At 73.0% G+C, this 11,408-nt stretch carries 7 protein-coding genes; 3 read left to right on the top strand and 4 right to left on the bottom strand.

The genetic code is table 11. The features are described from left to right. On the top strand, positions 1-900 hold a 900-nt coding region (locus ACVCAG_RS20305; protein ID WP_447190111.1), incomplete at its 5' end, for an RNA-guided endonuclease InsQ/TnpB family protein. Between the two features lie 37 nt (positions 901-937). On the opposite strand, the gene ACVCAG_RS20300 is transcribed toward ACVCAG_RS20305, so the two are convergent. From ACVCAG_RS20300 to ACVCAG_RS20290, 3 genes are all read right to left on the bottom strand, one after another. Continuing rightward, positions 938-3,976 carry an SNF2-related protein gene (locus ACVCAG_RS20300; RefSeq protein WP_440084864.1) on the bottom strand — a complete coding sequence of 1,013 codons (3,039 nt, stop codon included), beginning with the start codon at positions 3,974-3,976 and terminating at the stop codon, positions 938-940. Between the two features lie 419 nt (positions 3,977-4,395). Continuing rightward, positions 4,396-5,205 carry an ABC transporter permease gene (locus ACVCAG_RS20295; protein ID WP_440084859.1) on the bottom strand — a complete coding sequence of 270 codons (810 nt, stop codon included), beginning with the start codon at positions 5,203-5,205 and terminating at the stop codon, positions 4,396-4,398. Further along, the gene (locus ACVCAG_RS20290; protein ID WP_440084858.1) at positions 5,202-6,188 is read right to left on the bottom strand and encodes an ATP-binding cassette domain-containing protein; all 987 of its coding nucleotides are present in this window, start codon (positions 6,186-6,188) and stop codon (positions 5,202-5,204) included. Before ACVCAG_RS20290 ends, ACVCAG_RS20295 begins: the two co-directional genes overlap by 4 nt. Before the next feature lie 242 nt (positions 6,189-6,430). Between ACVCAG_RS20290 and ACVCAG_RS20285 the strand changes: the two genes are divergently transcribed. Together ACVCAG_RS20285 and ACVCAG_RS20280 are read left to right on the top strand one after the other, a co-directional pair. Further along, positions 6,431-7,039, top strand: coding sequence for a PH domain-containing protein (locus ACVCAG_RS20285; protein WP_440084857.1), 609 nt, complete (start codon positions 6,431-6,433; stop codon positions 7,037-7,039). Continuing rightward, positions 7,036-8,964, top strand: coding sequence for a PH domain-containing protein (locus ACVCAG_RS20280; RefSeq protein WP_440084856.1), 1,929 nt, complete (start codon positions 7,036-7,038; stop codon positions 8,962-8,964). The genes ACVCAG_RS20285 and ACVCAG_RS20280 overlap by 4 nt, the downstream gene beginning before the upstream one ends. 57 nt (positions 8,965-9,021) lie before the next feature. Here the strand turns inward: ACVCAG_RS20280 and sepH are convergent, their stop codons facing one another. Then, a complete protein-coding gene (sepH, locus tag ACVCAG_RS20275) occupies positions 9,022-10,968 on the bottom strand; it encodes a septation protein SepH (protein WP_440084855.1) in 1,947 nt (648 codons plus the stop codon). Positions 10,969-11,408: the final 440 nt, after the last annotated feature.

Genomic DNA, 11,408 nt, shown 5'->3' with positions numbered 1-11,408 from the left:
GCCGCACTGGAGCACCGCCGCACCGCCTACCGCAGGGCGGGCGTGAGCATCACCTACGGCGTCCAGTCGGCCGACCTGAAGCACATCCGCGCCGCCGACGCCGACGGTCAGGGCCGGTGGTCGTTCTCCTCCCAGCAGGTCACCCTGCGCCGCCTGGACACGGCGTTCGCCGCGTTCTTCGCCCGCGTCAAAGCAGGCCGCACGCCGGGCTTTCCCCGCTTCAAGGGCAAAGGGTGGTTCGACACGGTGCAGTGGCCCAAGGACGGCGACGGCTGCCGGTGGGACTCCCAGCCCGAACACCCCACCGCGACGTTCGTCCGCCTCCAGGGCATCGGGCACGTTCGTGTCCACCAGCACCGCCCCGTGCGCGGCACGGTGAAGACGATCAGCGTGAAACGTGAAGGTTCGCGCTGGTATGTGATCCTCGCCTGCGACGACGTACCCGCCCAGACCCTGCCCGCCACGGGCGCCACCGTCGGGATCGACATGGGAGTGGCGTCGCTGGTCACCACCTCCGACGGCGACCACCTCGACAACCCGCGCCACCTCTCCGCGTCCGCAGACCGCCTCGCCGCCGCTCAGCGGGGCTCTGCGCGGCGCCGTAAAGCCGTGGCGCGGGTCGCGGCCCTGCACGGCAAGATCCTGGACGCGGGTTGGGGGGTGTTCCTGCGAATCCTCGCGGACAAGGCTGAAAGCGCCGGTCGAGAGCTGATCGCAGTGAACCCCCGAAACACCTCCCGCACGTGCGCCGCCTGCGGCCACGTCGCGAAGGAGAACCGCGGCACCCAAGCCGGGTTCCACTGTCAGCGGTGCGCTCATACGGCGCACGCCGACGTGAATGCGGCGATCAACATCTTGAGGGCAGGGCTTGCCCTTCGCGACGTCGCGCAAGCGGCCTAGCGAGAAGCCGCTCCCTTCAGGGAGCGGAGGAGTCACGTCAGCTCACCGCCCCGGGACCGAGCCGGAACAGCTCGCGCAGCTGGTCGGTGGACAGGTCGGTGATCCAGTCCTCGCCGGTGCCGACCACGCTCTGGGCGAGGGCCTTCTTGCGTTCGATCATCTCGTCGATCCGCTCCTCCAGCGTGTCAAGGCAGATGAACTTTCTGACCTGGACGTTTCTGGTCTGGCCGATCCGGAAGGCCCGGTCGGTCGCCTGGTCTTCGACGGCGGGGTTCCACCAGCGGTCCACGTGGACGACGTGGGTGGCGGCGGTCAGGTTCAGGCCGGTGCCGGCCGCCTTGAGCGACAGCAGGAACAGCATCGGCTCGTCGTCGTTCTGGAAGCGCTCCACCAGCGCGTCGCGTTTGCCCTTGGGCAGCCCGCCGTGCAGCCACAGCACCGGCCGGTCCAGGTGGGCGGCCAGATAGGGCTGCAGCAGGGCGCCGAACGCGGCGTACTGGGTGAAGACCAGGGCCTTGTCGCCCTCCTCGACGATCTCCTCGGCCAGCTCCTCCAGCCGGGCCAGCTTGCCCGACCGGCCCGCCAGCCGTGAGCCGTCCTTCAGCAGCTGGGCCGGGTGGTTGCAGACCTGTTTGAGCTTCGTCATGGTCGCCAGCACGTTGCCACGCCGCTCGATGCCGGTGGAGGCGTCGATCTTTCCCAGCATCTCCCCGGTCACGGCCCTGTACAGCTCCGCCTGCTCCGGGGTGAGCGTGCACCAGACCTTCATCTCCTGCTTGTCCGGCAGGTCGGAGATGATCGAGCGGTCGGTCTTGAGCCGCCGCAGCACGAACGGGCCGGTGGCCCGCTTCAGCGCCGCGGTGGCGTCGGGGTCGCGCCGGGTCTCGATCGGCTCCTGGTAGCGGGTCCTGAACCGTCTGGCCGGGCCGAGCAGTCCGGGGTTGCAGAACTCCATGATCGACCAGAGCTCCGCCAGGTGGTTCTCCACCGGCGTGCCCGTCAGCGCCAGCCGGGTGCGGGCGGGAATGGACCGCACCGCCCTGGACTGCTGCGCCGAGCTGTTCTTGATCGCCTGCGCCTCGTCGCAGACCACCCGCTCCCACCCGAGTCCCGCGAGCGCCCCCAGGTCCCGCAGCGCGGTGCCGTACGTGGTGACGACCAGGTCGGCCTCCCGCACGGCGGCGGCCAGCTCCTCGTCGCGCCTGCGCGTGCCGCCGTGGTGGACGTGGACGCGGAGCGACGGGGCGAACCTGGACGCCTCCTTCTGCCAGTTGCCGATCAGCGACATCGGGCAGACCAGCAGCGTCGGGGCGGGCGTACCGGTCTCGCGCTCGGCCAGCAGGAGCGAGAGGGTCGAGATGGTCTTCCCGAGGCCCATGTCGTCGGCCAGGATGCCCCCCAGGCCGAGCCCGGACAGGAAGCTCAGCCAGGACAGGCCGCGCTCCTGGTAGGGGCGGAGGGATCCGCGCAGCGCCCGGGGCGTGGCGACCGGGGTGAGACGGCGGTCGGCCTCGCCGGAGAGAAGGTCGCCCAGCAGGCCGTCCGCGTCGACCGCGATCAGCCGCAGCCTCTCGTCGCCGCCCTCCACGACCTCGCGGATCACCTCGCTGACGGTCCTCTCTCCGCCGCCGCGCTGCTCGATCACCTTCAGGGCGGCCTTGACCTGCTGGTCGTCCAGCTCGACCCACCGGTCCTTGACCCGCACCAGGGGGATGCGGAGCCCGGCCAGCCCGGCCAGCTCCTCCGCGCCGATCGTGTGGTCGCCGACGGCGACGTCCAGCCGGAAGCTCACCCTCCCGCCGAGGCCGGACCCCCCGCCCCCGCCCCCGCCGTCGCCGGTGAGCGTTCGGGTGGTCAGCTTCAGGCCCAGCCCCTGCCGTCCGGCCCAGGCCGGCAGCCGTACGCCGTATCCCGCCGCTCTGAGCATGGGCGCGCCGTTGCGGAGGAACGAGAACGCCCACGCCGTCTCGACCGTCAGGGCGACCGGGTCGGGGGCGCGCAACGCGACGTAGAGGTCGGGATGAAGGCGTACGGCCCGGCCGAGGTCGGCGCGGATCAGCTCCTCGGGCCGCTCGGGCAGCCACGGCGCCCGCTCGCCGGCCCGGATCCGCTCGGCCGACAGATACCGGGCGGGCCCGCGGTCCGCACGCCCCCGGCCGGTCCCGCCCTCCTCGCCGCTCCCGCCGCCTTCGCGTTCCCGGTCTCCCGGGTGCTTCCCGCCGCTTTCGCCTTCCCGGTCTCCCGGGTGCTCCTCGCCGTTTTCGCATCCCCCGCCGGGGGCGGTGTCCAGGTCATCCGCCGGGGCGAGGCCGAACTCGACCCTCCAGGAGTCGCCGTCGTCGGCGGGTTCGATGAGCCGGAAGCAGACCCTGACCGGCCCGTCCAGCTCGTGTGCCGACGTGAGCCAGCCGGTCAGGGCCTCGCCGAGCTCCGTGACCTCGTCCTGTCGCGCACCGGGAAGCGAGGCGTCCTCGCCGGTCAGCGCGTACAGCCAGCGGTCGGGCAGGGCGGTCTTGAGGCCGGGACGGTTGCCGAGGATCAGGCGGTCGGGCAGCGACAGCCGCGCCGCGCCGTCGACCAGGCCGTCCAGCACCTCGCCCAGCACCTCCCTGGCCGGTCTCTCGCGCACCGCCGCCCTGCACACCGGCGGCATCGCGCCGGCGAGACCGGGCAGCGCGGCCAGGTCGGCGCCGGTCAGCACCGGGCGCCAGCGGGCCGCGTGGACGTCGCCCTCGAAGGCGAGCTGGGGCAGGATCCGGCCGCGCCGGACCAGGCCGCGAGCGTGCTCGGCGACCACCGCGAGGTAGCGCAGCGAGAGGGCGGGCTCCCAGGCGAGATCCTCGGCGCCGCCCGCGCTCCCGGCGGTGAGACCGGCGGGGACGCTGCCGAGGTCCGACAGCGAGCCGAGCAGGCCGAGCGCGCCGGTCGGCCGGAACAGCAGGGCGGGGACCCGCCAGGCGGAGATCCTCGGACTCCGGGCCCGGCTCGCCAGGCCGGACTCGGGAGAGGGCAGCGGGCCCGAGGCCGAACCGGGAAGCAGGACGACCAGCTCCCCCTCGACGGCCGTGGTGTTCATCAGGGTCACAGCGCTCCCGGCGCTCCCGGCGCTCGTGACGCCCGGGATACGCGCGACGGCGGGGACGGCCGTGGCTCCAGAGGTGCCCGTGACGGCCCCCTGGAGGCCCGTCCCGCCCCCGCGGCCCCCGCCCGCGCCCCGGGGGAGGGCCCCACCTGAAACTTCGCTTAGGGGCTCATTCGCGGCTTCTTTTGATAAATCCCCCGAAACGCCACCAAGGGCGGCGGCCAGCGCGGTCGTGGACGCCGCGAAGGGGTGCGGGCGCAGGGCGGCACGGGAGACGGAGGTGGGGGTCTGGGCGGTGTCCTCCGCCCAGACCCCCACGAACCCGTTCACCCACACGCCATGGACCACGAGCACGTGACCACCCCTGGTTCTTCGTCAGCGGGCGTCACCCCCGAGCCCGGCCTGCCGACAGACTAGACGTGGCTGCGGAATGCGCGGATCGCCAGCGGGGCGAAGACCACGGCGAAACCCGCGGCCCAGAGCAGCGAGAAGAAGGTGGCCTGGCCGACGTCGCCGCCGATGAGCAGGCCGCGGATGGCGTCCGCCAGATGCGTGACGGGGTTGATGTCCGACCAGGTCTTCAGCCAGGACGGGAAGGTGGCGGAGGGCACCAGCGCGCTGCTGGTGAAGGTGAGCGGCATCATCGTGGAGAAGGAGATCATCTGCACCTTCTCCGGGCTGGAGGCCTTCAGGCCGATCAGCACCGACATCCAGGACATCGCCAGGGCGACCACGACCAGCAGTGCCAGCGCACCCAGCAGGCCGAAGACGCTGGTGGTCACCCGGAAGCCCAGCACCATGCCGAAACCGATCAGCAGGGCGAACGCCCACACCTGCTTGACGGTGTCGGCGATGATGCGCCCCGACAGGGGCGCGGTGCGGGCGATGGGCAGGCTGCGCAGCCGGTCGAAGACGCCCTTGGTGATGTCGGTGTTGAGGCCGATCGCGGTGGACAGCGTGTAGAACAGGGCGTTCTGCACGAGCAGGCCGGGCAGGGCGAACTGCAGGTAGTCGCCGGTGGATCCGGAGATGGCGCCACCGAAGACGTAGGTGAACAGCAGCAGGAACATGATGGGCTGGATGCTCAGATCCAGCAGCTCCCACGGGTTGTGCTTGATCTGGACGAGGCTGCGCCAGGCCAGTGTCATGGTCTGCTGCAGCGTGGCCAGGGGAGTGACGCGCTTGGCGGCCACCTGCGGGATGGTCGTCGTCAGCGTGGTCATGCGAAGATCTCTTCTTTCTGAGGGGTGCCCTCGTCCTTGGGGTCGCTCTCGTCGTCCGGCAGGCGGCCGGTGAGGGACAGGAAGACCTCGTCCAGGCTGGACTTGCGCAGCGCGAGCTCCGAGGCGATGACGCCCTGGTCGTCGAGGAGGCGCACGATCGCGGGGACGACGGCGGGGTCGTGGACGGGGGCGGTGGCCCTGCCCCCGTCGAGGTCGGGCGCCTCGCCCAGCACGTCGGCCATGATCTTGCCCACCAGGTCGAGGTGCTCGGCCTGCAGGGGGCGCACCTCCAGGACCTGGGCGCCGGTGGTCGCCTTGAGCTGGTCGGAGGTGCCGGAGGCGATGACCTTGCCGTGGTCGAAGACGACGATGTCGTCGGCGAGCTGGTCGGCCTCCTCCAGATACTGGGTGGTGAGCAGCACCGTGACGCCGTCGGCCATCAGTCCGCGCACCACGCTCCACAGGTCGGTGCGGCTGCGCGGGTCGAGCCCGGTGGTGGGCTCGTCGAGGAAGAGCACCTGGGGGCGGCCGACCAGGCTGGCGGCCAGGTCGAGGCGGCGGCGCATGCCGCCGGAGTAGGTCTTGGTGGCACGCCCGCCGGCGTCGGACAGGTCGAAGCGCTTCAGCAGCTCGCTCGCGCGTGCCCGGGAGTCGGCACGGGTCATGCCCAGCAGGCGGCCGATCATCATCAGATTCTCGACGCCGGTGAGCATCTCGTCGACGGCGGCGTACTGGCCCGTCAGGCCGATCAGCGAGCGCACCTGGTGTGCCTGGCGCGTCACGTCGTAGCCGCCGACGCTGGCGGTTCCGGCGTCGGGACGCAGCAAGGTCGCCAGGATGCGCACCGCGGTGGTCTTGCCCGCCCCGTTGGGGCCCAGCACGCCCAGCAGCCGCCCCTGTGGCACGACAAGATCCACCCCGTCCAGCGCGCGGGTCTCCCCGTAGCGCTTCACCAGGCCCTCGGCCTGGATCGCATAGGTCATCGCTCGCACCTCTCAGTAATCATCGGACCTCCAGCATGCACTGCGGCACCGACACTTTTTGAGCCTCAGCTGGGGCGGAGACGGGGAAACCTTGGTTGATCGCCGAAATGCGGCCGGCGGGGGGCGTCCTGCCGAGGCGCCCGTTTCCGGCCCGCCGCGCCGCTCTCCCCGAGGCCCGGAGGAGTTCCTTCCGTGACGCCGCCGGAACGCCCCGCCGGGACAAGAGCGTTTAGGCTGACAGCGTGAGCGACCGAGCCGATGAGCACAGTGCCGCCTCCGAGGAGGCCCAGGCGGCCGGTCTGCCGGGTGAGCGCCGCGCCGGCGCTCCCGGGCGCACCGGCGTCTCCCTGCGCGCCCCCGCCAACCCGGTCTCCCGCAAGGCCATCCTGCTGTGGCTGCTGGAGGGGCTGTTCTGGTCCGTTCTCCTGGCCGGGGGCTCCTTCTTCCTGGCCGGATGGATCGACGAGGACCCGTGGTCCTGGCTGCCCGGGTGGGTGCTCGACAACATCCGGTGGCTGCCGTGGCTGGTGGTGGTGCTCCTGGTCCCCGGCACGCTCATCGAGCCGTTCTGGCGGTACGCCGTGCACCGGTGGGAGCTCAGCGGAGACGTCGTCTACGCCCGTTCCGGGTGGCTCAGCAGGGAATGGGTGTTCGTCCCCGTCAGCAGGATCCAGACGGTCGACAAGGCGCAGGGCTGGTTCGAGCGCCTGCTGGGCCTGGCCACGGTCGAGATCCGCACCGCCTCCCACGCGGGCTCGTCCACCATCAAGGGTCTTGAGTACGAGGTCGCCGCCGGACTGGCCGAGAGCCTCGCCCGCCGCGCGGAAGAGCTCAGGGACGACGCGACATGACCGAATCCTCCGACTCCGGCCGCCCGCCGGCCGGATCCGACCCGCAGGCCGGGCCGGACGCTCCCGCGGCGGCCGCGTGGGCCGCCCCCGACGGCGGCGCCCCGGGTTCCCCCGGTGGCGGGCCGGGCCACCCGCCCGTCCAGGGTGGCGACGGGCCGGGCCTCCCCCATGTGCCCGGCGGTGACGACGGGCCGGGCCTCCCGCGCGTGCCCGGCGGTGACGTGGCCGGTGCGGGAGCCGTGCCGGAAGGGGTCCCGGTCCCGCCGGGCGCGGAGGGTACGGGAGGCGTGCCGGCGGAGAGGACGCCGACGGAGAGGCCCCTGCGGCTCAGCCCGAAGGTGCTGCTGACCGATCCGATCAGGATGCTGCCCTCGCTCCTCCTGCCGCTGGCCGGTGTCCTGTTCCTCGGCGGTTTCTCCCTCGGGTCGTTCGGGTGGGCGGCGATGGCCGTCGTCGGCTCCGTCGTGTTCGCGGCCGTGCGCTGGGCCACCTTCACCTACCAGATCGTCGGCGACAGGCTGGAGCTCACCCGGTCACTGATCAGCAGATCGGTGCGGACGATCCCGCTGGAGCGGATCCGCGGCGTCGACGTCAGCGCCCCGCCGCTGCACCGCCTGCTCGGCATCGCCGTCCTGCGGATCGACACCGGCGCGGGCGGAGACGAGAAGCAGGAGGGCGAGCTCGACGGGGTCACCGTCGAGGAGGGGGAGCGGCTCAAGGCCGTGCTGCTCTGGCACGCGCGCGCCCGGACGGCGAGACGTGTCCAGGCGCGCGGGGCGGCTTCGGCGGCCGGGGCCGCCTACGGTCCCACCGAGCTCACCGCCGGCGTGCCCGGGACGTCCGACGTGCCCGCCGGGTCGCGGAAGGGAGCCGCCGGATCCTCCGCTCGCCACGAGGTGGGCGACACGACCCCCGACCGGGTGTTCTTCGTGATGCCGCGGAAGTGGCTCGCGTACGGCCCCCTCTCCGGCGCCTACCTGCTGACCCCGTTCGCGCTGGTGGCCGGTGCCGTGGGCCTGGCGTTCCAGTGGGGCAGCGAGTTCAGGATCGACAGGCGGGTCGTGGTGAGTCTGGGGGAGTGGATCTGGCAGCACCCGCCCCTGCTCGTCGTGGCCGCGGTGCTGCTGGTCCTGGCCATGCCGGTGATCGCTGTGATCATGTACGCGGTGTTCAACTGGGACTTCACCCTCCGCGCGAGCGAGGGATACCTGATCGCCGGGCGCGGTCTGGTCACGCGCAGGAGCGTGTCGCTGGAGCGGCGCAGGGTGCGGGGGTTCGAGTTCGTCGAGGGACCGGCCGAGCGCCGGGCGGGGCTCGGCCGCGCGTGGGCGATCGTGACCGGTCTCGGCGACTCGGAGACCCGGGGCCAGCTGATGCCCGTGGCCCCGAGGGACGTCGTGCTCGACGTGGTGGGCGAGGCGGTCGGCCCGATCGCCACCGGGCTGCGGCCGCACCCGCCGGCGGCGCGCAGGCGCAGGCTGTTCCGGGCGATCTTCCCGTGGGCGGTGATCGCCGCCTGCACGGTGCCGGCCGCCCTGCTGTGGTCGGGGCTCTGGTGGGCGCTCGCGGCGCCCGCCCTGCTCCTCGCGCTGCTGGGCGTACCGCTCGGCCTCGACCGGTACCGGTCCCTCGGTCACACGTACGACGGGAGCCGCCTGTCGGTCCGGTCGGGGTCGCTGCGGCGCTCCCAGGCGGTGGTGGAGGAGCGGGCCGTGGTCGGCTGGACCCTGAGCCAGACCTGGTTCCAGCGCCGCGCCGGCCTGCTGACCGTGACCGCGGGCGTGGGGGCGGGCACCGGCGGCTACGCGGCCCTCGACGTCGGCGAGGCCGAGGGGCCCGCCTTCGCCGCCGAGGTGACTCCCGCCTGGCTCACCCCGTTCCTCATCCCGGACGCAGCCGCTCCGGACGCCGCCGCGGGCGGCTGACATACGACGAGGCGGGGACGACCGGTGGCCCGGTCACCCCCGCCTCGCGCGGTGCGGTCAGTCCTGGCGGCGAGCGCCGAACATGATCTCGTCCCAGGTGGGCACGGACGCGCGCCGTCCCCGGGACTTCTTGGCAGGCCGCGCCGGAGCCGGTGCCGGCTTCGGCGGCTCCGCGGGCTTCTCCGCCGCGGGCTTGTCGACCTTGGTCTCCTGCATTGCCCCCGTGTCCCCCTGTGTCTCTTGCCTGCCCGGCTCGGCCTTGGCCCGCTCGTCCACGCTGACGCGCGCCGCCGGTACAGCTATCGAACCCTCCTGGGCCGATCCGGTCTCCGGCGCGGGTTCGGAGGCGGGGGTCTCCTTCGCCGCGACGGTCTTCTCCGCTTTCGCGGAAGCCTGCTCGACGGTCTTTCCGGCAGCGGGGGATCGCTGGTCGGCGGGGCCGGACGGGACGGCGGCCGGAGCGGGTTCGGCCGGCTCGGGCGTGGCCGCCGCGGGGGGCGGCGAGGGCTTCGCGACCTCGGCGACCTCGGGAGTCTTCACGACCTCCGGGGTCTTCGCCACCTCCGGTGCCCGCACGACCTCCGGCGCCTTCGCCGCCGCGGGCTCGGCCACGGTCTCCGGCCCGGCGACCGCTTCCCCGGGAGGAGCGGCCGGTCCGTGCTCGGGAGACGGCTCCCGCGGGATGACCTGCTCCCCCGCGACTTCCCCCGCGGCGGCGGATCCGTGCGCGGCGGGCGCCGGTTCCGGCGCGGTCACCGCGGGAGGTTCGGCCGCCGTCGCGGCGGGCTGCGGCGCTGGGACGGGCCGCGGCGCGACGGGCGCCGGAGGCTCCGGCTCCGGGGCGGTGAGCGGCTCGTACGCGGCCGGTGTGACCGGCTCGTACGCGGCCGGCTCGTACGTGACGGGCTCGTGGGCCGCCGGTGTGACCGGCTCGTACGGGGGCGGGTACGGGGCGAGGGGCTCGGGCAGCACCGGCTCGGGGGGCCTGACCCGCGTGACGGGATCGGCACCCTGGGCCGCGGGGGAGGCGGGCTCGGGGGCCCTTTCCTGCTGGTGTCCGGCCGGGTCGGGAGCGCGCAGCGGCGGCACCGACACCCTCGGCGCCTCGTATCCGGCGGGAAGCGGGGGCATGGGCGGCTGCTGGTAGGCGGCCGGGGACGCCGAGGGCGCCGAGGGCGTCGAGGGCGTCGAGGGCGTCGAGGGCACGGCCGGCGCGGAAGGCGTCGAGGACGCGGGGGGCACCGAGGGCGCCGAGGGCTCGACCTGGGCGTAGGCGGGCCGGGGCTGGACCGGGGCCTCGTGCCGCAGGACCGAGGGGAAGGCCACCGGTGGCTGGTTCAGCGGCTCGGGTGCCAGCGGCGGCACCGGCGCGAGCTTGGCCACGCGCGGAACGAACGGCGTGACCGTGGTGTCCTCGAACGGCTCGACGTCCTCGCCGCTGGACAGCCGCAGCGCCTCGTCGTCGTGGGGCGTGATGTGGCGCCGGCGCGGGTCGAAGAGCCACTCGGCGTTGCGCGTGTGACCGTTCCACACGAAACCGAGCTTGATGCGCCACATGTTGTCGTCCCGCTTGGCGGAGTCCCACTCGATCTCGTCGGCGGGGACGCCACGGCGGGTCAGCCGCTCGGCGACCAGGTCGCCGAGGGTGGGACCGGGAGCGGAGTCGCCGGGCAGGCGTACGGCGCAGCGCTGCGCCTGCTGTGCCATGTACTCACGTTCCTGGAGCACGGGGCCCTCGAACCACCGCACGCGCTCGACCGGGATTCCCGCCGTGTTGGCGATCTCCTCCGCGGTCTCGCCGGCACGGATCCGGGCCTGGATCTCCTTGGGGCGCAACGGACTCTCCACTTCGATCTCGTACTGGCCGAGACGGGAGAAGTTGCCGCGGACGGCAGCACGGAGCCGGTCGTCGACGGGCAGCGTGAACCGGGTTCCCCGGCCGGCTGTCGCCAGCACGAGATAGGTCCCGTCCTCACTCACCGCGACGAGTCGGAGCTCCTGCATGCGAGTCCCTTCGTCGTCGTGCTCAATCTTCCCCCGGACCCTTGAGTCTCTCGCGTGTGCCGGTTGCCTGCCAGCACCGTACCCGGCATGTCCGAACATCGCCTTCCTGGATGGGGCTCGCAGCGATGTGACGCCGGTCACATTTGCTCCATTCATCTAATTACAGGGCACCGGTCTGGAGCAGCAACTTCGGGGTCCTGAAGGGATTCTCACGGATAACACCGGGAACCGCTGCGGACTTCCACCAAGAGCCGGGAGATGGCGGTGAGGCCGGTCCGCCGGTCCAGGGCGGGTATGCCGCGATTGCGGCGATGTGCGGGGGCCGGTCGTCGCGGTCCGTGACGACGGGACGCGGCGGCGGCTGACATGGACGGCGGGAGAAGGTCATCTCCAGTGGACTCCCTCGGGGTCGAGTGGCACGGGCGTCTGCGAATCTGCCC

The organism is Streptosporangium sp. G12 (assembly GCF_052983175.1).
Note: the sequence above shows the minus strand (reverse complement) of the source record. Positions and strands in the feature narration are given on the sequence as shown.

What these genes read in the sequence shown, in the direction of transcription:
- ACVCAG_RS20300 (WP_440084864.1), bottom strand. Translation starts at nt 3,976, where the DNA reads ATGAACACCACGGCCGTCGAGGGGGAGCTGGTCGTCCTGCTTCCCGGT.
- ACVCAG_RS20295 (WP_440084859.1), bottom strand. Translation starts at nt 5,205, where the DNA reads ATGACCACGCTGACGACGACCATCCCGCAGGTGGCCGCCAAGCGCGTC.
- ACVCAG_RS20290 (WP_440084858.1), bottom strand. Translation starts at nt 6,188, where the DNA reads ATGACCTATGCGATCCAGGCCGAGGGCCTGGTGAAGCGCTACGGGGAG.
- ACVCAG_RS20280 (WP_440084856.1), top strand. Translation starts at nt 7,036, where the DNA reads ATGACCGAATCCTCCGACTCCGGCCGCCCGCCGGCCGGATCCGACCCG.
- sepH (WP_440084855.1), bottom strand. Translation starts at nt 10,968, where the DNA reads ATGCAGGAGCTCCGACTCGTCGCGGTGAGTGAGGACGGGACCTATCTC.